Here is a 21,386-nt window from a genome sequence, read left to right as displayed (position 1 = left end):
AGCAGCGGCGCAGCCTTAAACAGCTCCACGAGGATCTATTGGAATTGGGATTCGGGGGGTCTTACGATCGCGTGGCGGCGTTCGCCAGGCAATGGAGGGAGGGTCAAACGGAGTGGGTCAATTCAGCGCGCAAACGAACAGATATCGTTTCGGTTGAAGATATTAAATATGGGCCTCTAACCTTAATCGAGCAAGAGAAGTTAAGGTTGAAAATTGGAGATGTCTTATTAATTCGATCAAATGGAAGCGCAGCACTCGTTGGGAAAACTGCATTGGTTGCTGAAGATGCTCTGGGTTGTTCATTTGCTGGATATTTGGTAAGAATAAGGTTGCGGAATAAGATAATTGATCCTGAGTATTTTCAGATGGTTATGAAAACGCCGCATATAAGAGAATCAATTGAGACTCCAATTCGAACCACAAGTGGTGTTAAGAACATAAACAGTACTGAAATTTCGAATCTGAAGATTCCATTGCCGCCGCTTGCCCAGCAACACGCAATCGTACGAAAAATTCGGGAGCTAGCTACAGTTTGTGCGCAGTTGACCGAGCGTCTTGCAGCTGCGAGTCAGGTTCAGCAAGAATTTGCAAATGCAGTTGTTGAGAAAGCATCGACAGCAGGGCCTATTTGATTCGGCATTGAGTAAATTGGCCATCACACCTTGGTGACATCGGCCATCACACTTTCGATCACAGCAGCCATGCCGCAACGTTGTCAATCGCGTGCAAACCCGCGTAGAATTGCGGCTGATGCGGGTGTAGTTCAATGGTAGAACGGCAGCTTCCCAAGCTGCATACGAGGGTTCGATCCCCTTCACCCGCTCCAGCGCCGCCGGCCCCATTTTCCGCTTTTACTCCAGCTGCTCGTATTTCGGACGGGTGGCCCAAGCCACGATCGCGGTCCCCGCGGCGACGATCAGCGCGTCTTCGATCAGTCCGCTGCGGGTCTGGCCGATGCGCGCCATCGCTTGCTTGCGGCCGGCCAGCGTCAGGTAGGCCAGCGGTACGGCGGTGGCGACGGCGACCGCCGCGCCCGCGTGCTCGCGGCCGCGCGGCGCCAGCGCCGCACCGGCGATCCCGGCGCTCATGACGCGCGCCAACAGGCCGAGGAACACCGTGCGGTCGGGCGCGGTCTGCATCTTGTCGCCGAACAGTTCTCCGACCCCCATCGCCAGCGCACCGTATTTAAACAGAGGACGATCCAGGAGGACCAGTTCGCCCGTCGTATGGCGGTCGGCGAGGCGTGCGGCCGCGAGGGTGGCCATGGGCGTCATTGATCGTGCGCTGGCAACGGCGCCGATCAGGGCGGAGGAAAGCAGGCTGCGTAGGTTCATTTTCTACTCCTAAGTGGAAGTTTTTTCAAAGCGCTGGAATCGGGAGCGGCGCCGTCCCCGATCGCTAGCCATTCGAGCCCTTATTTGCCGGGCTTGAGAATGACTTTGGTCCAGCCCTGCTTGCGCGCATCGAAATTCTCGTAGGCTTCCGGCGCCTGCTCCAGCGCGAGCTCATGGGAAACAATCATCGAGGGTTTGGCCTTGCCCACGTGGATCAGGTTGGACAGCATGCGGTTGTAGGCCTTGACGTTGGCTTGGCCGGTGGCGATCTTCTGGCCCTTGAACCAGAACTGGCCGAAGTCGAAGGCCAGCTTGCCTTCTTTGGCCAGGTCGTCCTGCGCGCCCGGGTCCTTGGGCAGGAAGACGCCGACGGTGCCGATGGAGCCGGTCGCCTTGACGGTCTGCACCAGATTATTCATCGTCAGGTTGGGGACTTCCTTGCCATGGCGGTCGCAGCATTGGTAGCCCACGCATTCGCAGCCGCAATCGGCGCCCTGGCCCTTGGTCAGTTCCAGCACGCGCTGCACGCCGTCGCCCTCGGTATCGTCGATCGCCGTGGCGCCGATTTTCTCGGCCAATTGCAGTCTATCCTTGTGGCTGTCGACCACGAAGACCTGGCTGGCGCCTTTGATGAAGGCCGATGTCGCCGCCATCAGCCCGACCGGGCCGGCGCCGTAGATCACCACCGTTTGACCGGGTTTGACGCTGGCCAGTTCGGTGGCGTGATAGCCGGTCGGGAAAATGTCGGACAACATGACGTAGTCGTTTTCCTTTTCCTGCGCGTCCTCCGGCAACACCAGGCAGTTGTAGTCGCCGTAGGGCACGCGCAGCAATTCGGCCTGGCCGCCGCTGTAGGGGCCCATGCCGGCAAAACCGTAGGCGCCGCCGGCGGTGCCCGGATTGACGGTCAGGCAAAAGCCCGACAGCCCGCGTTCGCAGTTGGCGCAGAAGCCGCAACCGATATTAAAGGGCAGGCAGACCATGTCGCCGACCTTGACGCGGTCGACGGCCTTGCCGACGGCGATGACTTGGCCCAGGTTTTCGTGGCCCAGGATGCGGCCGCTTTCCATCTCGGTGCGGCCTTCATACATATGCAGGTCCGAGCCGCAGATGTTGGTGGTGGTGATGCGGACCAGGACGTCGGTTTCCTTTTCGATTTTTGCGTCTGGCATTTCCTTGACCTGCACGTCGCGCGGGCCGTTATAAACGAGAGCTTTCATGTGCGTTCCTTTGGTGGGAGTGGACGGCGGCCGGTCCGTTCGCGCGCGGAGCGCTGCGAAGGACGGGCCTGGCCAACTATGTGCCCACGCGCGGTCGCGCTCTGTACGACGCTTAACGCTGTGCTCGGTTCTTTCCTCGCTTCGGCAGCGTCATGCCGCAACTGATCGACAACCCGCTTCAGTTCCTTGACGGATCGCACCCGTCAAGCCAGCGATTTTTATAACAATTTTATGGTTTTGGTAGTGCTTTTTAGAAAATTTTTATTTCGTCATGGTTATGCTCAATTCGATGGACAAGCCGGCCATCCCGGGATGTTTTTCCATCTTGCTCCCCCCATGATTACTATCAAAAAAAGCTAAAAGGTCAGAATATGAGCATCGTTTCGCACCGGTCGACACATCGCAGCCAGCTCGCTTGCGCGGCAATTACGCTGCCGTTCAAACCGGGACCGATCGCACTGGCGTGTGCCATCCTTAGCCTGTCCGCCCTCTCCGTTTCCGGCCGGGCGCTGGCCGCCGACGCGCCCGAAACGCCCGCGAGTTCGGATGTTGCCAATGCCGCCGGCGCTGCCGGCGCCGGCATGATGCAAGAGGTGCTGGTCTCGGCCCAGAAGCAAACCCTGACGGCGCAGCGCAAGTCCGAAAGCATCGAGATGGTCGGCGGCGCGCTGCTGGAACAGAATGCGATTCCGGATATCACCACGCTGATCCAGTCGATCGCGGGCGTGTCCCTGAAGACCGAAGGAACCGGCCAGACCGAGATCGAGATGCGCGGCATGACGTCCAGCGGCGGCAGTTCGCCGACCTCGGGTTTCTATCTCGACGACATCCCGCTGACGCCGCCGGCCGGCGCGCAAAACGGCAAGGTGGTGATCTCGCCGGCGCTGTACGACATGGCCGGCGTCGACGTTTTGCGCGGGCCGCAGGGCACCTCGTATGGCGCCGGCGCGATGGGCGGTTCGGTGAAGCTGATTACGGCGGCGCCCGATACGAGCGGATTTTCCGCATCGCTGCAAAGCATTTTGTCGGGGACCGACGGCGGCGGATTCAATCACACGAATAACGCCATGCTCAACATCCCGCTGGTCCCGGACAGCATGGCCCTGCGCATCGTCGCCTCCGAAGCATATACGAGCGGCTGGATCGACCGTATCGTGGCCAACCCCTTCCCCGTGGTCGGCAACAACGGTGCCACGCGCGGCGACGTGCAGTCGGCCCCGGTCGCGGCCAGTCATCCGCATTCGAACGCGGCCCAGCAATATAACCTGCGCATGAATCTGCTCTGGAAGGCGACGCCGCAGTTGACGATCGCACCGGGGCTGTATTATTTCACGAGCAAGCAAGATGGCATCAGCGCGTACGACAGCACGCCGGCGACGCAAACGCATTACCAGCCTTTCGATATCGCCGAACCGATGACCGACCGCATCACCATAGGAACGCTGGCGCTCCGTTACGCTTTCGATACGGTCGACCTGACCTCGACCACGTCCTATTGGAAACGGCGCTCGGTCCAGGTGCAGGACGGCAGCGAAGACTTTAACAATCCGCAATCGGGCGCGACCCTGGCCTCGAATAACAATCCGGCCGGACCGCAGCCGGGATATTACGGCCCCGGCGGCACCGGCGCGGTGGTCGGCACCGAAGACGATCCCACCCGCCAGCTCAGCGAGGAACTGCGCCTGGCGTCCAAGGGCGCCGGTCCCTTGCAGTGGGTCGCCGGCGCCTACGCGAGCGATTATTGGTCGACCTGGAATTTTTCCGGCATCACGGCCAACCCCTCGGTGTATATGGACCTGGGGACGAATCAGGCGGCCACGACGAATCAATGGTTCATCGCCGATTCGCCCACCCACATGACGCAGTTCGCCTTGTTCGGCAACGCCAGCTACGAGCTCAACGAGCGCTGGAAAATCGAGGCCGGCGCCCGGCTCTACCGCTACGACTACGCTTTTTCGTCCACCATCACCGGCTGGGGCTCGGGCCTGGGCGCGGCGACGCCGTCGGCGACCGGCGCGCTCCGCCAGATCGATGTGGGCGTCAATCCCAAGCTGGGCCTGTCCTACGAGATCGACAACGACCTGATGGTCTACGCCAACGTGTCGCGCGGCTCGCGCCCCGGCGGCGGCAACGCGCTGTATCCGACCACCGGCGCCTTCTGGAGCGGGGCTTACGCGCCCTTCAATTATTCCAGCGGCTGGCCCACCAGCTACAAGCCCGACCATGTGTGGAGCTATGAAGTGGGCGAGAAGGCGCGCTTCTTCGAACACCGGCTGACGGTGAACGCCAGCGCCTATTATGAAAACTGGAAGAACCCGCAACTGCTGGGCTATCCCGGCGACTGGGCCTTCAACATCAACGGCAAGAAGGCCACCATCGAGGGCGCGGACGTCAACCTGAAGGCCGTGCTGGGCGGCGGTTTCGTGCTGGGTGCGGCGCTCGGCTATACCCATGCCGACGTGTCGCCGGGCGAGCACTGGGAAATTTCGCCGGCCAATGTGATGCCGGACGTGCCCCTGTTCAACGGCAACGTCAGCCTGAGCTACCAAAAGCACCTGGCCGACGGCTATGTCTTCACGGCCGGGGTCGACAATACCTATGTGGACGCGCGCTATTCGCTGAGCTTCGTCTACCCTTATCAATCGACGGGACACTATGTGAAATTGCCAGCCTATAACTTGACCAATATGCGCGTGGGCCTGGAATCGTCCCGTGGCTGGGGCGTGAGCGCCTTTGTCAACAATCTCGGCAACAAGCACGTCGCGCTTGAAAACATGTTCCAGGAAACGGAGCCGTCGGCCGCCTTCAGCCGGGTCATGACGAACCAGCCGCTGACGGCGGGCGTCAACCTGAGCTATAAAATGTAGGGGGGGGATGACATAGGGTATAAATAATATAAATTATTTATACCCTATTTATTCAGGCCGGACCGGCGTCGCGGTGGCGGCCGGCGCCAGTTCGGTCGGCCGCGGCGCGCCGCCGATCCGCTCGAATGAAAAACGGTCGCGCATCATGGCCGGCCTCACTCGTGCGAGTGCGCGCGTTCCGGCCACAATTTTTTTGAACCGGACGTTGTGATATAAGATACTGTTTTTTGCAAAAACCAAGTGTTACAATTTATCCCGCAAATTGGCCCCGGTCTTCATGTTTCAACCACCACTTAAGGAATGCCATGAATAAAATGATTGCAGGATTGATGCTGCTGGCATCGGTCGGCCTGAGCGCTTGCGCCACCACCGACGCCAGTAAAGTCGGCGACGCCAACACGGCCGAGTCGACGGAAAATCGCAAGGCATGGATGGACAACGATCGCCAGCAGACCGGCAGCCGCCTGCCATCGCACGGCGGTCATGCGGTCAACAGCACCAGCGGCGCCGACTATCAAAACGCCACGCAGGGCCAGGCCTCGCCGACCAGGTTGCAATAATCGCCGCGCCTGCCGCCGCGCCACCGATGGCCGCGGCATAAAAAAAGTCCGCCAGTTCAACCTGGCGGACTTTTTTTTTGTTACTGCGAGGTGAACGCGGCGGCCTGCGTCCCGCCCGCGCTTAGATGCTGCCCGAGAAGTTCAAGCCCACGGTGCGCGGCACCAGGCGGTAGTTTTCCTGGAAGAACTGCACACTGGGCTTCTGGATGATCTTGTCGTTATTGCCGAGGTTCTTGGCGAATAGCGACACTTGGTATTTGCCGACGTTGGCGCCGATGCTGGCGTCCACCGTCGCATAGGCCGGACGGGTGTAGTCGGTGTCGGTGTCGTGCGTGGTGCCGTAGCTGCTGCCGGTCCAGTGGCCCGTCATGCGCACGAAGCCGTCGGTGTCGCCGGTGATGGTGAAGCGGTATTCGCCGCCCAGCGTGGCGTTAAACTTCGGCACGCCCGGCACCTTTTGGCCGCCGTTGGAGCCGAGCGCCTGGTTGGCCTCGACCAGGTAGGCGTTCGAATAGCCGGTGCTGAAGTCTATCGTCAGGTCGGCGGTCGGCTTGGCCTTCACTTCCAGTTCCAGGCCGGCGCTGCGGGCCTTGCCGGCGTTGGTTTCGTAGTCGAAGGTGCAGTCCAGCGTGCGGTCGACCTGGATGTTTTTCCAGTCGATGTAGTAGACCGCCGCGTTCACCGACAGGCGGTTGTTGAGGAAGCGCGACTTGTTGCCCAGCTCGTAGCTCCACAGCGAATCGGCGCCGAAGCTGGCCGGCGCCTGCGTCAAGCCCATGCTGTTCAATTCGGCGCCGCACAGCGACAGCGGAATGTCGCGGTTCTGGCTGCCCAGGCGGAAGCCCTTGGCCGCGTTGGCGTACAGCATATTGCTCGCATCGACATTCCACGACACGGCGAACTTCGGCGTGAAGGCGCGGCTGTCGACGTCGTGCGGCTGCTGTATCGTTTCGCCCGGCGTCGACGTGAAGTAGTTGCTGCCTTCGCGCGCCAGCGAATCGGTGGCGTGCACTTCGCGCGCGCCGGCGGTGAAGGTCAGGTCCGGCGTCATGTGGTAGCTGAGCTCGCCGAACACGGCTTCCTGCTGGGTGCGGTAGTGGCGCGCGCTGAAATAGGCGCTGTCGCCGGCGAAGGCGCCGGGGAAGCTGCCGGTGACGATGTTGGGATCGTCCGGACTCACGCCGTAGGATTTGAACAGCGCGCCGATGCCGGGTATCGGCTCGTAATCGTTGACGGTGGTGTGCAGGTTGGAGAAGTACAGGCCGCCTATCCACGTCAGCGGCGTGCCGCCTTTCGGATCGTAGCCTTTCGACGACACGCGCAATTCCTGCGAGAACTGGTGGACCTGGTTGTTCAGGTAGACGTAGCCGGGCAGGACGCTGAGCGCGCCGGCCAGGCCGTCCGGCGCACTCGGCGTGACGAAGACGCCGCCGATGAAGGAACTGTTGGCCTGGGTGCCGTCCTGGGTGCGGTCGAAGGTGCGCTGGTAGTAGCTGGACACGGAAATCAGGTCGGCCGCGCCGAGGTCGTAATTGACGGTCAGGCTGGGCGTGAACAGCTTGTCCTTGCCCGGTTCCAGCACCGGCTTGGAGATCTGGTACGGTTGCAGCGCCGCGCCCGTCGTTTGCGACAGCGGATATTCGGTGCCCAGGTCGCCGGTCTTGACTTGCTGGTAGAAGATCGACGGCGTGACCGTCAGGTCGCGCGTGACGTTCCACTTCAGCGCGGCGCGCACGACGACGTCGTTCTCGGTGTTGGTGTGGTCGTGGACGGTGGCCAGCGTGTCCGGGTCGACCTGCTTGATGTAGCCGCCGATGTGGCTGCTCTGCACGCCGATGCGCAGCGCCATCTCGTTCGGGATCAGCGGCACGTTGAGCACGGCGTTGACGGTGTCGTTCAAGCCGCCGGCCTTGTCGGTGGCCGACACTTCGGTCGAGAAGGAGTTGGTGACGTGTTTCAAGTCCGGCTGGTTCATGATGACCTTGAGCGTGCCGCCCATGGAGCTGGCGCCGTACAGCGTGCCCTGCGGGCCGCGCAGCACCTCGATGCGGTCGACGTCGAAGAACTTCGGCTCCGGGCTGCCCAGGCTGTACAGATTGCGGGTCGTCATCGACACGTCGTCCATATAAATGCCGACGGTGCCGGAACCGGCGCTCGAGGAGATGCCGCGCATTTCGATGTTCGACAGGCCGGCGCCGCTACCCTGGGTGCCGCCCGAGAAGGAGATATTGGGCACGTTGCGGGTGATGTCTTCGAGGCCGGTGATGTGCTTGGCGGCCAGGTCTTCGCCCTGCACCACGGACACGCTGATGGGCACCTTGTTGACGTCTTCCTTGCGCTTCTGGGCCGTGACGACGACCAACTGAATCTGGTCGCTGCGCGGGGCGCGCTTGGCGCCGGCCGGCGCCGCGTCGTCGCTGGCGGCCGGCGTGGTCGTTGGCATGGCATCGGCCGCCTGTTGGGCCCAGGCCGACGCGCTCAGCGCGGTGGTGGCGGTGAACAAGGTGGCGATCGCCAGGTGCAATCGGGTGCGTTTCATGGTCATTTGCTAGTCCCTTCGCTACGGCTTGGTGGAGATAATTCGGAAGTAATGCGGACTAGCGTATATTGTATAGACAACAATGGTCAAGAATAAACATTGTTTGTTGTAATTACGTCAGACGGTTGCACGGTGCTGGTGCGCAAACGGCGTGCCAGTGGGCCGTGCGCCAATTTGGGGTGCCGTGGTGGTGCGGTTTCGATGCGGATGTGGGACGGAATTCGGTGCGGTCTGGGGCACGGTCCAGCGCCGCCGGAAGGGCGTGGGCGGACTGGTATAATGCCCGACAGCACAGCCGGCGCCGCAGCGCGCCGGCCTTCCATTTCACCGATAGATTCCATCCCATGTCTTCTTCCGAAACGCCACCGAACGGCCCAGCGCGGGCTATGTTATACGACCCGACCGAACACCGCATCCGCAGCTTCGTCACGCGGGCCGGCCGCCTGTCGGTCGCCCAGGCGCGCGCGCGGGAGGAACTGGGGCCGCAATATCTGCTGCCGTACGCGAAAGCGCCGCTCGATTACGCGGCCGCCTTCGGCCGCACGGCGCCGGTGATTCTGGAAATCGGCTTCGGCATGGGCGACACCACCTCGCACATCGCGCGCGCCATGCCGGACCAGGATTTCATCGGCGTGGAAGTGCATACGCCGGGCGTCGGCAGCCTGCTCAAGCAGATCGGCGAACAAGCCATCGGCAATCTGCGTTTGATCCAGCACGACGCGGTCGAAGTGCTGAACCAGATGATCCCCGACGGATCGCTGGCCGGCGTGCACGTGTTCTTCCCGGACCCGTGGCACAAGGCGCGCCACAACAAACGCCGACTGATCCAGGCGCCGTTTGTCGCGCTGCTGACGCAAAAGCTGGCCACCGGCGGCTATCTGCACTGCGCCACCGACTGGCAGGAATATGCGCAGCAGATGCTGGAAGTGCTGGGCGCCGAGGGCGGCTTGCAGAACAGCGCCGAAGGCTATGCGCCGCAGCCGGCCTACCGTCCGCTGACCAAGTTTGAAAACCGTGGCATCAAACTGGGGCACGGCGTGTGGGATCTGGTGTTCGTCAAAAAATAAAGTCCGTCGCTCGCGGGCCGTGAAAACCGGGTCGTGAAAGCGGCCGCCGATGTCCCGCGCCGCGCGCGCCGATTCTGGATTACTCGAACGGCTCGATGTCCAGCACCACCACATACGACAGATGGCGGCCCTGCCACATGCCGCCGCCGCGCACGATGGCGTCGCACGACGTCAGCGCGGCCGGCATCTCCTTGGCGGCCAGGCGCTGGCGGAAACGCAGCGCGTCCTTCGTCGCCAGATAGCCGGCCATGCGGCCATTCAAAAACACCGCGACCGCCTTGTCCTCATACGCATTGCGGTCGTCCGGCACCAGCATGGCCCGATAGCGCGCGTCGGCCGCCCGCTCGCCGTGCGCGCCGGCCAGCTCCTTGAGCGTGGCCTGATAGCGCGACTCGTTGACCACTTCCACCAGATAACGCGCGCCGTCGGACCAGTGCAGCGCGGACTCGCCTTCGGGCAGCGCCGGCACATACGGCACGCCGGACGGCAGCGGCAGGGCGGCCGCGCGCGCGGGCCCGCTGCGCAGGATGGCGCGCACCACCAGCACGGTGGCGATGAGGATGACGAGGGCGAGTAAATAGTTCATAGTCTTCAACAATAGCGCGGCGCGGCAGCGAGTGCGGCGCGCCGCCACATCACAGCATCTCGGCGATCATGGCGACGATTTCATCGCCGTAGGAAGCGAGCTTTTTCTCGCCGACGCCGGACACGCCGCGCAAATCGTCCAGCGAAGTGGGCTTGGCCTTGGCGATTTCGCGCAGCGTGGCGTCGACAAAGATCACGTAGGCCGGCACATTGTGGGCGCGCGCCGTCTCCACGCGCCACCAGCGCAGCTTGTCGAAGATGGCTTGCTCGGAGTTCGACAAGTCCATCTCGACATAGCCTTTCGAGGCCGTCGTCGGCCGCTTGGCCTTGACCGGTTTCTGGTACTGGCGCAGCTGCACCTTCTGGCCGCCTTTTAAAACCGGGCGCGCGGCGTCGGTCAGCTTCAGCGAGCTGTATTGTTCGTGGTCGACCGTGATGAGGCCCAGCGCGATGGCCTGGCGCAGGATGGCGCGCCATTCCTGTTCGCTGCGGTCGGCGCCGATGCCGAACACCGACAGCGAGTCGTGGTGCCAGGTCTTGATCCGTTCCGTCTCGACGCCGCGCAGCACTTCGACCACGTGGCCGGCCGCGAAGCGCTGGTCGACGCGGTAAATCGCCGACAGCAGTTTCTGCACCGGCACCGTGCCGTCGAAGGACACCGGCGGAATCAGACAGGTGTCGCAATTGCCGCACGGGGTAGAGCGCTCGCCGAAATAATCGAGCAGGCGCACGCGCCGGCAGCTCAGCGTCTCGCACAGTCCGAGCATGGCGTCGAGCTTCATGCCCAGCACGCGCTTGAAGGTTTCGTCGGCTTCCGATTCGTCTATCATGCGCCGCTGCAGCACCACGTCCTGCAGGCCGTAGGCCATCCAGGCGTTGGCCGGCATGCCGTCGCGGCCCGCGCGGCCGGTCTCCTGGTAATAACCCTCGATCGACTTCGGCAAATCGAGGTGGCAGACGAAGCGCACGTCCGGCTTGTCGATGCCCATGCCGAAGGCGATCGTGGCGCACATGACGATGCTTTCCTCGCGCAGGAAGCGCGACTGGTTCGCGCTGCGCTTGGCGTGCTCCATGCCGGCGTGATAGGCCATGGCGCGGATCCCGTTCTCGTTCAGGAACTCGGCGGTCTCCTCGACCTTTTTGCGCGACAGGCAGTAGACGATGCCGCTGTCGCCGCCATGCTCGCTGGTGATGAAGTCGAGCAGCTGCTTGCGGCCGTTGGCCTTTTCGACGATCTGGTAGCGGATGTTGGGGCGGTCGAACGAGGACACGAATTGCAGCGCGTCGTTGAGCTGCAAGCGGTGCGCGATCTCGGTGCGGGTCTGCTGGTCGGCGGTGGCCGTCAGCGCGATGCGCGGCACGTTGGGGAACTGCTCGTGCAGGATCGACAGCTTGATGTACTCGGGCCGGAAGTCGTGGCCCCACTGCGACACGCAATGCGCCTCGTCGATCGCGAACAGCGCGATCTTCGAGTCGTGGAACAGGTTCAGGCAGCGCTCCGTCATCAGCCGTTCCGGCGCCACGTAGACCAGGTCGATCTGGCCGGTGCGCACCAGGCGCTCGATGCGGTTCGCTTCCTCGTAGGTCTGGGTCGAATTGAGGAAGGCGGCGCGCACGCCCACCTCCGCCAGCGCGTCGACCTGGTCCTGCATCAGCGCGATCAGCGGCGAGATGACGACGCCGACGCCGTCGCGCAGCAGCGCCGGGATCTGGTAGCACAGCGACTTGCCGCCGCCGGTCGGCATCAGCACCAGCGCGTCTCCGCCGTTGGCGACGTGTTCGACGATCTCGCCCTGCTGGCCGCGGAAGGCCGGGTAGCCGAACACAGTTTGCAGCTGCTCGAGCGCGCGCGCCGCGAGGTCGGGTGAGTGCGCCGGGGAGTGCGCCGTGGTGTCCATATCCTGATTCATGATGCTCAAATCTTGCGTTAGTCGGCCCAGACGATCAGGCCGGAGTAGGCGGTCGCCAGCACCATCAGCCCGAAGGCGATGCGGTACCAGGCGAAGGCCGTGAAGTCGTGCGAGCTGATATAGCGCAGCAGCCAGCGCACGCACAGGAAGGCCGACACGAAGGCGGCCGCGGTGCCGATGCCGAACAGCGGCAGGTCGGCGGCCGACAGCAGCGCGCGTTCCTTGTACAGCGAGTAGACGGTGGCGCCGAACAGCGTCGGGATCGCCAGGAAGAAGGAGAATTCGGTGGCGACCTTGCGCGACAGGCCGAACAGCATCGAGCCCATGATGGTGGCGCCGGAGCGGCTGGTGCCGGGGATCAGCGCGAAGGCCTGGGCGCAGCCGATTTTCAGCGCGTCCATGGGCGTGATGTCGTCGACCGAGTGGATGCGGGCCAGCGCCGGATGGCGTTTGGCGCGCCGTTCGACGGCCAGGATCACCAGCGCGCCGACGATGAAGGCCAGCGCCACGGGCACCGGCGCGAACAGCACGGCCTTGATCTTGCTGTTGAACAGCACGCCGAGCACGGCCGCCGGCAGGAAGGCGATCAGCACGTTGACGGCGAAGCGCTGCTGCTTGCGGTCGCTGAAGATGCCGGCCAGGATGGCGGCGATGCGGACCCGGTATTCCCAGCAGACGGCGAAGATGGCGCCGGCCTGGATCACGATCTCGAACACTTTCATTTTCTCTTCCATGCCTTTGAAGCCGAGCAGGCTTTCGGCCAGGATCAGGTGGCCGGTCGACGAAATGGGCAGGAACTCGGTGAAGCCTTCAACCAGGCCCATGACGAGGGCTTTGAGCGCGAGAATAATATCCATGAATGAGTAGGCGTGTGGTGTGATGGAGGAAGTGTAGCGGCTCGTCGCGCACGGTGTGCTGCGCGGGGTCGAAGCTTACCACGAGCGCGCCGCGGCGGCGGCAATCGGATGCCGGATCGGGCGCGCGGCGCGGGAGTTTGTTGAAAACAAGGGCATGAGGACCGGCATCGAGGCGCGATGCGATGGCCGTGAATCGCAAGCCGAAAAAACGATGAGGAATATAGTTACGTGGACTTGTGCATTATGCTGGCGCGGTGGCGCGCTCCAGAGCGGTCAGCCAGCGCATCGCCTGCGCGCGGTTGGCGCCGCACATTTCCGCCGACGGCTGCAGGCCGCCGCAGAAAGCGGGACGTTCCGGCCGGCCGAAGATGCCGCAGCGATTGTCGTCCCCGAGCTGGATGCACCGGACGCCGGCTGGCTTGCCGTTCGGCATGCCGGGTATCGGACTGGTGATCGAGGGCGCGGTGCAGCAGGCGCCGCAGTCGCTGCGGCAGGGCAGCGCGGTGTCGTTCTGGTTCATACATTCTTGGACGTGGGAGCGCGGCGGAGGCGGCGCCAGGACGCCTATTTTACAGGCGGCGGCCGGCGCCGGACTTTATGCGGGTTTTGTCGCCGGCCAGTGCGCCGCCGCTTGCGCCACCATGTGCGCCACCCAAGGGCCGTCGTCGAGCGGGAGGTCGTGGCCGGCGCTGGGGTGCTGGCGATGGTCCAGTTGCCACGCTTGGGCCAGCCGGCGCGAGCATTCGGGATCGACCAGGCGGTCGCCGGCGGCGGACAAGATCAGCAGCGGCACGGGCGGGCGCGCCGCCGGCGCACGGTAGCGCGCGGCCGACCACAGCTGGCGCAGCGCGTTGCCGCGCGTGACCGGGTAGTCGCGCTGGTAGGCCAGCCAGCGCGGCAGCAGGGCGGCGCGGGTGGCGTCGTCGTTGCTGCTCAGCTCGAGGATCAGGCGCTCCTGCCGCGCTTGCCCATCGTGGCCGCCGGCGCCGCCGCGCAGCAGCAGGCCGGCCAGGGCCGCGTAATTGCGCCAGCGCAGGCGCTGGTGGAAGCGGCCGTAGGGCCGCATGCTGGTGTTGATGAGCACGGCGCCGGCGATTTCGGCGGGATAGCGGCTGGCCCATTCGACGGCGACCATGCCGCCCAGCGACAGCGCCAGCAGCCGGTAGGGCGGCAGCAGGTCGCGCGCGCGCAGTTGATCGCGGCAAAATTCGACGCTGTCGCCGATGCGGCTGGCGCTGCGCAGGCCGTGGCGCTGGCCGTTGCCGGGCAGGTCGGGCGTGACGATGACGGCCTCCGGCAGCGCCTGCGCCAGCCGCTGCGGGAAGTCTTCCCAGTGGCGCTGTTCGCGCATCAGCCCGCGCAGCAAGACCCAGCAGCCGGCGGCGTCGGCGGCCCCGGCGGCGGTGGAAGGCGCGGACGCGGACGAAGGCGAGGGCACGGGCGAGGACGCCGCGTTCGGCAAGCTCATGCGTCGTACCAGCGTGCCAGCGCGCGCCGCTGCTGTGCCTTGCGCGCCAGTCCGACCGGGGTCCAGTGGCCGTGGCTGGCGGCCGCGCGCAGCAGGAAGTCGAACCACACCAGGTGGCTGCGCAGCACCCGCTGCAGGCGGTGCGTGGGTGCCGGGTTGAAGATGCCGAGCCGGTTGAACAGCTGGCGCGGGTTTTTCTTGACCCACAGCCAGGAACCCATCTCCAGCGTCAGCGGCAGGAACACGCGCTCGGCCGGGCCGCTGTCGTTCAGGTAGAGATAATCCCACAGGTCGCCGTGGGTGCGGTATTGCCGGCTCTGGGGCTCGAACACATAGTTGTGGTTGGGGTAGCTGTGGCCGAACAATTCGACCAGCGCGCCGACGTCGGCCAGGTGGGCGATGGGCGTCGTCGTGTGCGCGTGCGGGAACCAGATGCGGTCGCGCAGGCCGAAGCCGGAGTGGCAGTCGAGCGCCAGGCTGAAGCGCCGCGACAGCAGTTCGCGCTCGACCAGCTCGCAGACGGCGCGGCTTTCCTGTTCCATCGGCGCGCCGGCCGCGCCGCGATACCACGGCAGCCGCGCGCTGATGCGCTGTCCGGCCAGCAGCAGCGGCACGCGGCCGGCCGCCGTCACCGGCGCGTTGCGCATCAGGTCGACGCCTTGGGGATTGCAGCGCGTGCCCTGCCACATGCCGCCCGGATTGACCAGCGGCATGAAGACCAGGCGCAGCGATTGCAGTTGCTGGTGCAGCGCGTGGTCCCATTGCAGCCGGGTCAGCAGGCTGTGCAAAAAGGACAGGATGACCTGGGTGCCGATCCGCTCCAGTCCGTGGATGCCGCCAAAGAAGCCGACGGCCGGCACGTCCGGACTGGGATTGCCCAGCGCCAGCGTGTAGACGGGGAAATCGCGGCCGTCCATGCTGACCGTGCACGGCACGCCGACGTCGAGATGGCGGCCGCCCTCGTCGATCAAACGCTTCAGGGCGATCAGTTCGGGCAGGTTTTTTTCGATCATGGGCAGCGTGGGTCGGACGGTGGCTGCCAGTGTAGCGCGGCGGCGCCGGCCGCGGACGCCGGCGTCGAAAAAACAGGCTTAGCCGCGCCACTCCATGTAGACGTCGGCGCGCTCGTAGTGGGCCTCGGCCGCCGCCGGCTTGGGCGCGTGCGCGAAGCCGGCCCGCAGGTACAGGCGGATCGCCGGTTCCAGCTTGCTGTTCGATTCCAGGAACAGCCGCGTGGCGGGGCCGGCCTGGTACGCGGCGATGGCGCGCTCGATCAGGCGCCGGCCCACGCCCAGCCCCTGGCGGTGCGGCGCGACGGCCATCTTCGACAATTCCAGCGCGCCGTCGCCGGCGGCGATCAGCGCGCAGGCGCCGATGATCTCGCCGCCCAGCCGCGCCAGGAAGATGGCGCCGCCCGGGTCGAGGATGTGGCGCTGCGGATCGGACAGCACGGTGTTGTCGATCTGTTCGACGTAAAAAAACCGCTCCAGCCAGTCGATGTTGAGGCGCTTGAAATCGGCCGCGTAGTGCGGCGCGTAGTCGATGATGTCCACGGCGGCGATGTCGACGGCCTTGGCTGCTTGTTCGGACGGCCGGCCGTCCCCGTTTACACTGGACATGGCGACGATAGGGCGGGGGATGCGGACGGGGACGGCGTCTTGCCGGCCAGGCTGCCGACGACGGCGCGGGCGTGGTCGCGTATGGTTTGGGCCAGCGCGGCGTCGGTGGCCAGGCGCGAAATCGTCACCGCGCCCACCAGCGTCGACACGATGGCGTCGGCCACGCTGGCCGGGTCGGGCACGCCCAGCAAGCGCGTCAGCCCGGAGACGAATTCGATCATGCGGCGGTAGCCGTTCATGGCGATATCCTTGACGTGGTCGTCGGCGTGGCGCAGCTCGCTGCCCAGGCTGGCCAGCGAGCACAGCGCCGAGACTTGTTCCGACTGGTCCAGATACAGCGACACCACCGTGGCCAGCGCTTCGCGCGGTTGCTGGCCCGCCGTCGCCTTGGCGAACACGTCCAGCAACTGGGCCGACGCGGCGCTGTTGGCTTCGGCGATCAATTGTTCCTTGGACTCGAAATGGCGGTAGAAGCCGCCCGGCGTCAAGCCGGCGGCGGCCATGATGTCGGCGATGCCGGTGGCGGCCAGGCCTTGCGCCAGGAATACCCTGGAGGCGACCGCGACGATGCGCTTCCTGGTCTCGACGGTATCGGCTTTGGACTTTTTCATGCTGGACTCCGGTTCTGGCAGGCAAACGCTGCGCAGCTCTTAGAGGTCTAGTTTAATCTAATATGGGGAAATCCGTGTCATCTAAATGGCGCGGACCGCAACGGGGGCGCCGCCGACATAAAAACACCCCGCCGGCGCGGGCGCGGGCGGGGTGCGGACCCGGCCTGGCGGCAGGGTCAAGGCTACGACTATTAAGCGGCGACGGCGACCGGCGCCGAGGCCGAGGCCGAGGCCGCCAGCAACATGTCGACCGTGTTTTTCGCGTTCGCCAGCACGGCGTCGCCCGCCGCGTCGTTGAGCGTCAACTTCGACAGCGTGACGGCGCCGACGATGGTCGAGACGATGGCGTCGGCGATCTGCAAGGGCCGGGCGATGCCCAGCGGCTCGGTTTTCGACGCGATCAGCTGCACCAGCCGCTGGTAGCCGTCCGCCGCCGAGGCCTTGATTTGCGCATCGGCATGCCGCAGTTCGCTGCCCAGGTTGGCCAGCGGGCACAGATATTGGGCGTCTTCCTGTTGCAGCTGGCTCAGGTAAATCGTCACGATCAGGTCCAGCGCCGCGCGCGGCGCCAGGCCGGCCGTTTCCTCGGCGAACATGGCGAACAGGTGGTCGATGGCGACGCCGTTGGCCTCGGCGATCAGCGCCTCCTTCGACTCGAAGTGGCGGTAGAAGCCGCCCTGCGTCAGGCCGGCGGCGGCCATGATGTCGGCCACGCCGGTGGCGGCCAGACCCTGGGTCAGGAATACCTTGGACGCCATCTCAACGATGCGCTTGCGGGTTTCCGCCGTATCGGCTTTCGATTTTCTCATCATGGACTCCTGTGTGGCCACTGTTGCACTTAGTATAGGATTGTACTCTAAATTAACGGCGATGGCGCGCGGCGCGGCGCCCGCTAGCGCTTGAGGCTGCGGATCCGCTCGGACGGATTGGTGATGTCGGTCAGGCGGATGCCGAACTTGTCGTTGACGACCACCACCTCGCCCTGGGCGATCAGGCACCCGTTGATGAGCACGTCCATCGGCGCGCCGGCCAGGCCGTCGAGTTCAAGCACGCTGCCCTGGGCGATTTGCAGCAGGTTGCGCACCGCGATCTTGCTGCGCCCCAGTTCGACGGTCAGTTGCACCGGGATGTCGAGGATGAAATCGATGTCGTTATGTACCGCCTCGCTGTTCGCCGGCGGCGCGAAGTGCTCGAACACGTGGGCGTTAATGGCCGGTTCCGCGGCCGGTGCGGCGGCCGGCGCGGCGGCGGCCAGCGCAGCTTCCCAGTCGAGGTCGTGGTCCGGCTGCGGCGCGGGCGAGTGGATGGCGTTCATGGCGTGGTCCGGTTAGTGACGGCGTGGCGGGATGGTCGGACGGGTGGTCCGCAAATCAGCTGAGTCCGGCCGGCGGCCGCTGGGGCGCATCGAAATGGACTTCCTCGGGCGCGAGGCGGCGGCCGTCGGCGGCGACCACCTGCAAGGGCTGGATCGGCAAACGCTGCGCGCGGTCGACCGGCAGGATGCGCTCCTGCTCCGGCAGGAACACGTGCTCGTTGCTCCACTGGCCCAGCGCCACCAGCACCGGCACCAGCGCGCGGCCCTTGGCGGTGAGCCGGTATTCCTGGTAGGCGCTGCCGTCGGAAGCCGGCGCCGTTTCCAGGATGCCTTGCGCGACCAGGGCGCGCAGCCGCGTCGTCAGGATATTCTTGGCCGCGCCCAGGCTGCGCTGGAACTCGCCGAAGCGGCGCAGGCCGGCCAGCGCGTCGCGCACGATCAGCAAGGTCCACCAGTCGCCGATGACGTCGAGCGAACGGGCCACGGCACACACCTCATTTTCCATACTGCTACGTTTCATTTTCTTTCCGCCTTTGCTTGCGATGGGTAGGAATCTAGTTGAATGATAGCACCAAAACTGGTTTACATATGCAACCGGTTGTTGTAAGCTGCGCTCAGTTTAATAATGAAACCAAACCTAGCGAGGGAATTATCATGTCAGCAGTCCTGGAAAGTCCGGTCCTACCCGACGCAGCCGCCGCCCCAGCTCCAGCCACCTCGTGGTCGGGCGTGCTGGCCATCGCGCTCGGCGCCTTCACGGTGGTGTTCGCCGAATTGCTGCCGGTCGGCTTGCTCAGCGGCATCAGCCGCGACCTGCATGTGCTCGAAGGCACGGCCGGCATGATGGTGTCCATCACGGCGCTGCTGGCCTTCGTGGCCGCGCCCGGCACGGCCCTGGCCGTCGGCAGCATGGACCGCCGCCGCGTGCTGATCGGGCTGACGATATTGACCATCATCTCCAGCGTGCTGTCGGCGCTGGCGCCCAGCTTCGCCGTGCTGTTCGGCGCCCGCATCCTGCTCGGCATCGCGCTGGGCGGCTTCTGGGCCGTGGCGGTGCCGGCGGCGGCGCGGCTGGTTCCGGCCGACAAGGCCCACGTGTCGTCGACCATAGTCATGAGCGGCATCTCCATCGCCGCCGTGCTGGCCGTGCCCGCCGGCACGCTGATCGCCGCCTACTTCAGCTGGCGCGTCGCCTTTGTCGCCGCCACCATCATTCCGCTGATCGTGCTGCTGACGCAGTGGCGCTACCTGCCCAACATCGTCATGGACGACCACGTCACCGTGGCCGACCTGGGCCGCGTGCTGAAGTCGCCGCGCAACGCCGCCGCCCTGCTGACGCTGCTGTTCGCCGTCGGCGGCCAGTACGCCGGCTACACCTTCGTCACGCCCTACCTGGCGCAGGTGACGGGGGTCGACACCAATGTCTTGAGCTCGCTGCTGCTGGCCTACGGCCTGTTCAGCATCGCCGGCAACTTCATCGGCGGCGCGCTGGCCGCCCGCAGCCGCCACGGCACCGTGCTGGGCAATATGATCGTGTTCCTGATTTCGCTGCTGGGCCTGACTATCTTCGGCGGCAACTTCGCCCTGGCCACCGTCAGCCTGATGGTGTGGGCGGTGGTCTGGGGCATCGTGCCCGTCAGCCTGCAATTGTGGATTTTCGGCGGCGCCACCCGCGACAAGCCGGAAGCGGTGGGCGCCGTGCTGGTCGGCGTGCTGCAACTGGCGATCTCGCTCGGCTCCTTCGCCGGCGCGCTGGCCGTCAACGGCGCCGGCGTGCACAGCGCCATGGCATTGGGCGCGGCCATCGTCGCGGCCGGCATATTGATGGTGCTGATCGTCGGCAACATCGACCGTCGCAACGGCTGAGCAGCGCGCCATGTCGCCGTCATCCTCCCCGTCACCTGCCGCGTCGTCCGATCCGCGGCCGGCCGGGCGCGCCGGCATCGACCTGGCGGTCGACGGCGCCGCCGGTCCCTTGCCGGCGCGCGTCTACGGCACCACCGTGCGCGCCGCGCCGTCGGCGCGCAAGCCGGACTTGCTGGTGTTTTTCCACGGCGGCGGCTTCGGCGCCGGCACGCTGGACCCGGCCGACCCCATCCTGCGCCAGCTGGTGGCCGGCCACCCCGATTTGATCGTACTGGCCAGCACCTACACGCTGGCTAGCGTGCAACCGTTCCCGGCCGCCGCCGAAGACGCCCACGCCGTGCTGCGCTGGGCCCAGGCCCATGCCGCGCGGCTGGGCTGGAATGGCCGGCGGCTGATCGTGGCCGGGGTGGAAGCGGGCGCCAACCTGGCCGCCGTCGCCGCCCTGATGGCGCGCGACCGCGGCACGCCCCGGCTGGCGGGGCAAATCCTCGTCATGCCCATGCTGGACCCCAGCCTGAGCAGCGCCTCCATGCGCGCCACGCCGCACGACGCGGTCCGGCGCGACCTGGCCGACGCCTGCGCCGCCGGCTATCGCGGCTATCTGCCGCATCCGTCCGACCGCATCCACCCCTACGCCTCGCCGCTGCAATCGAGCCGTTTGCGCGGCATGGCGCCGGCGCTGATTTTGACCGTCGACGGCGACCCGCTGCGCGACGAAGCCGAACACTACGGCGCCCGCCTGCGGGCCAGCGGCGTCGCCGCCACCGTGCTGCGCCTGCCCGCCGTCGCGCTGCCCAGCGCCGACGGCCGCGATGAATGCGCCGCCAGCGCCGCCGTGTTGGCGGCCATAGGCGACTTTCTCGCCGATATCAACAAATAGCGCTTGCATCTTATAGAGTTCTTTGATACTCTAAATATAGATGTTAAGTGAGCTCTAAGTTCAGGCGCCGCAGCGCTGGACCCAGCCAGAACCCCCTTCCCGTTTTATGCCGCATTCACAATCTGAGAGAGAGATCAAGATGAAACAAGCACCAAGCTTCAAGACCCTGGCCGTCCCGGTAGTCGCAGCGATGGCCCTGGCCGGTATCATCAGCGTCGGCCTGGCCGGCTGCGACAGCGCCCACGGCAAACCCCAGGCCGCGCCGGCCGATGGCGCCACCGTGTCGGCCGCCACCGTCGTCGAGAAAACCATCACCGAGACGCAGGAATTCTCAGGCCGCATGGAAGCCATCGAGCACGTCGACATCCGCGCCCGCGTCGGCGGTTTCATCACCACCGTCAACGTCCAGCCCGGCGCCATCATCAACAAGGGCGACGTCTTGTTCGTCATCGATCAGCGTCCGTACGAGGCCGAGCTGCACCGCACCGAGGCGGCCGCCGCCGCCGCCCGCGCCAAGGTCGAGCTGGCCAAGATCGAACTGGCCCGCGCCGAAAAACTGTTTGCCGAAAAAGCCATCGCCCAGCGCGAGCTCGACGAAAACACCTCCGGCTTCAAGGAACTCGACGCCAGCGCCCGCGCCGCCGAAGCGCAGTTCGAGAACGCCAAGCTCAACCTCAGCTACACCCGC

General features: G+C 65.2%; 21 protein-coding genes and 1 tRNA gene. 8 read left to right on the top strand and 14 right to left on the bottom strand.

Annotated elements, in window-relative coordinates; all coding sequences use genetic code 11:
* The first annotated feature begins 143 nt into the window (after window positions 1-143).
* The gene (locus tag Q0S71_RS10515; protein ID WP_295994660.1) at window positions 144-632 is read left to right on the top strand and encodes a restriction endonuclease subunit S; all 489 of its coding nucleotides are present in this window, start codon (window positions 144-146) and stop codon (window positions 630-632) included.
* A 120-nt stretch (window positions 633-752) separates the two neighbouring features.
* Window positions 753-826 (top strand) — tRNA-Gly (locus tag Q0S71_RS10510).
* Between the two features lie 25 nt (window positions 827-851).
* Here Q0S71_RS10510 and Q0S71_RS10505 read toward each other — a convergent pair.
* Window positions 852-1,334, bottom strand: a complete 483-nt coding sequence (locus Q0S71_RS10505) for a hypothetical protein (protein ID WP_295994654.1) — start codon at window positions 1,332-1,334, stop codon at window positions 852-854.
* Window positions 1,335-1,414: 80 nt separating this feature from the next.
* Window positions 1,415-2,554, bottom strand: a complete 1,140-nt coding sequence (locus Q0S71_RS10500; protein WP_295994651.1) for a glutathione-independent formaldehyde dehydrogenase — start codon at window positions 2,552-2,554, stop codon at window positions 1,415-1,417.
* A gap of 581 nt (window positions 2,555-3,135) precedes the next feature.
* Here Q0S71_RS10500 and Q0S71_RS10495 point away from each other — a divergent pair.
* Both Q0S71_RS10495 and Q0S71_RS10490 read left to right on the top strand, forming a co-directional pair.
* Window positions 3,136-5,421, top strand: a complete 2,286-nt coding sequence (locus Q0S71_RS10495) for a TonB-dependent receptor (protein ID WP_295994648.1) — start codon at window positions 3,136-3,138, stop codon at window positions 5,419-5,421.
* A 305-nt stretch (window positions 5,422-5,726) separates the two neighbouring features.
* Window positions 5,727-5,981 carry a hypothetical protein gene (locus Q0S71_RS10490; protein WP_295994646.1) on the top strand — a complete coding sequence of 85 codons (255 nt, stop codon included), beginning with the start codon at window positions 5,727-5,729 and terminating at the stop codon, window positions 5,979-5,981.
* A gap of 121 nt (window positions 5,982-6,102) precedes the next feature.
* On the opposite strand, the gene Q0S71_RS10485 is transcribed toward Q0S71_RS10490, so the two are convergent.
* On the bottom strand, window positions 6,103-8,520 hold the full coding sequence (locus tag Q0S71_RS10485; protein WP_295994643.1) for a TonB-dependent receptor: 2,418 nt from the start codon (window positions 8,518-8,520) through the stop codon (window positions 6,103-6,105).
* Between the two features lie 386 nt (window positions 8,521-8,906).
* On the opposite strand from Q0S71_RS10485, the gene trmB reads away from it, so the two are divergent.
* Window positions 8,907-9,587: a tRNA (guanosine(46)-N7)-methyltransferase TrmB gene (gene trmB / locus Q0S71_RS10480; protein ID WP_295994640.1), complete on the top strand. Its 681-nt coding sequence runs from the start codon at window positions 8,907-8,909 to the stop codon at window positions 9,585-9,587.
* Window positions 9,588-9,666: 79 nt separating this feature from the next.
* Here the strand turns inward: trmB and Q0S71_RS10475 are convergent, their stop codons facing one another.
* The 11 genes from Q0S71_RS10475 to Q0S71_RS10425 form a co-directional block, all read right to left on the bottom strand.
* Window positions 9,667-10,173, bottom strand: coding sequence for a hypothetical protein (locus Q0S71_RS10475; RefSeq protein ID WP_295994637.1), 507 nt, complete (start codon window positions 10,171-10,173; stop codon window positions 9,667-9,669).
* A 49-nt stretch (window positions 10,174-10,222) separates the two neighbouring features.
* A complete protein-coding gene (gene recQ, locus Q0S71_RS10470; protein ID WP_295994634.1) occupies window positions 10,223-12,082 on the bottom strand; it encodes a DNA helicase RecQ in 1,860 nt (619 codons plus the stop codon).
* A 17-nt stretch (window positions 12,083-12,099) separates the two neighbouring features.
* Entirely contained in the window at window positions 12,100-12,939 is an 840-nt protein-coding gene (locus tag Q0S71_RS10465; protein WP_295994631.1) for an undecaprenyl-diphosphate phosphatase, read from the bottom strand.
* 241 nt (window positions 12,940-13,180) lie between these two features.
* A complete protein-coding gene (locus tag Q0S71_RS10460) occupies window positions 13,181-13,459 on the bottom strand; it encodes a YkgJ family cysteine cluster protein (RefSeq protein ID WP_295994628.1) in 279 nt (92 codons plus the stop codon).
* 75 nt (window positions 13,460-13,534) lie between these two features.
* A complete protein-coding gene (locus Q0S71_RS10455; RefSeq protein ID WP_295994657.1) occupies window positions 13,535-14,290 on the bottom strand; it encodes an alpha/beta fold hydrolase in 756 nt (251 codons plus the stop codon).
* Window positions 14,291-14,403: 113 nt separating this feature from the next.
* Window positions 14,404-15,420, bottom strand: a complete 1,017-nt coding sequence (locus Q0S71_RS10450; protein WP_295994627.1) for a M14 family zinc carboxypeptidase — start codon at window positions 15,418-15,420, stop codon at window positions 14,404-14,406.
* Between the two features lie 78 nt (window positions 15,421-15,498).
* Window positions 15,499-16,026 carry a GNAT family N-acetyltransferase gene (locus tag Q0S71_RS10445; protein ID WP_295994624.1) on the bottom strand — a complete coding sequence of 176 codons (528 nt, stop codon included), beginning with the start codon at window positions 16,024-16,026 and terminating at the stop codon, window positions 15,499-15,501.
* On the bottom strand, window positions 16,014-16,637 hold the full coding sequence (locus Q0S71_RS10440) for a TetR/AcrR family transcriptional regulator (RefSeq protein ID WP_295994622.1): 624 nt from the start codon (window positions 16,635-16,637) through the stop codon (window positions 16,014-16,016). The genes Q0S71_RS10445 and Q0S71_RS10440 overlap by 13 nt, the downstream gene beginning before the upstream one ends.
* A 191-nt stretch (window positions 16,638-16,828) precedes the next feature.
* Window positions 16,829-17,446, bottom strand: coding sequence for a TetR/AcrR family transcriptional regulator (locus Q0S71_RS10435; RefSeq protein ID WP_295994621.1), 618 nt, complete (start codon window positions 17,444-17,446; stop codon window positions 16,829-16,831).
* Between the two features lie 83 nt (window positions 17,447-17,529).
* Window positions 17,530-17,952: a flagellar motor switch protein FliN gene (gene fliN / locus Q0S71_RS10430; protein ID WP_295994619.1), complete on the bottom strand. Its 423-nt coding sequence runs from the start codon at window positions 17,950-17,952 to the stop codon at window positions 17,530-17,532.
* A 55-nt stretch (window positions 17,953-18,007) separates the two neighbouring features.
* On the bottom strand, window positions 18,008-18,472 hold the full coding sequence (locus Q0S71_RS10425; protein WP_295994617.1) for a helix-turn-helix domain-containing protein: 465 nt from the start codon (window positions 18,470-18,472) through the stop codon (window positions 18,008-18,010).
* Between the two features lie 134 nt (window positions 18,473-18,606).
* On the opposite strand from Q0S71_RS10425, the gene Q0S71_RS10420 reads away from it, so the two are divergent.
* The 3 genes from Q0S71_RS10420 to Q0S71_RS10410 all read left to right on the top strand — a co-directional run.
* Window positions 18,607-19,818, top strand: coding sequence for an MFS transporter (locus Q0S71_RS10420; protein ID WP_295994615.1), 1,212 nt, complete (start codon window positions 18,607-18,609; stop codon window positions 19,816-19,818).
* 10 nt (window positions 19,819-19,828) lie between these two features.
* Window positions 19,829-20,698, top strand: coding sequence for an alpha/beta hydrolase fold domain-containing protein (locus Q0S71_RS10415; protein ID WP_295994613.1), 870 nt, complete (start codon window positions 19,829-19,831; stop codon window positions 20,696-20,698).
* 139 nt (window positions 20,699-20,837) lie between these two features.
* On the top strand, window positions 20,838-21,386 hold a 549-nt coding region (locus tag Q0S71_RS10410; RefSeq protein ID WP_295994611.1), incomplete at its 3' end, for an efflux RND transporter periplasmic adaptor subunit.

It is taken from the genome of Rugamonas sp. (genome assembly GCF_025354735.1).
GTDB lineage: Bacteria > Pseudomonadota > Gammaproteobacteria > Burkholderiales > Burkholderiaceae_D > Rugamonas.
The sequence above is the reverse complement of the archived record's forward strand: the minus strand, read 5'-3'. Positions and strand labels throughout refer to the sequence as shown.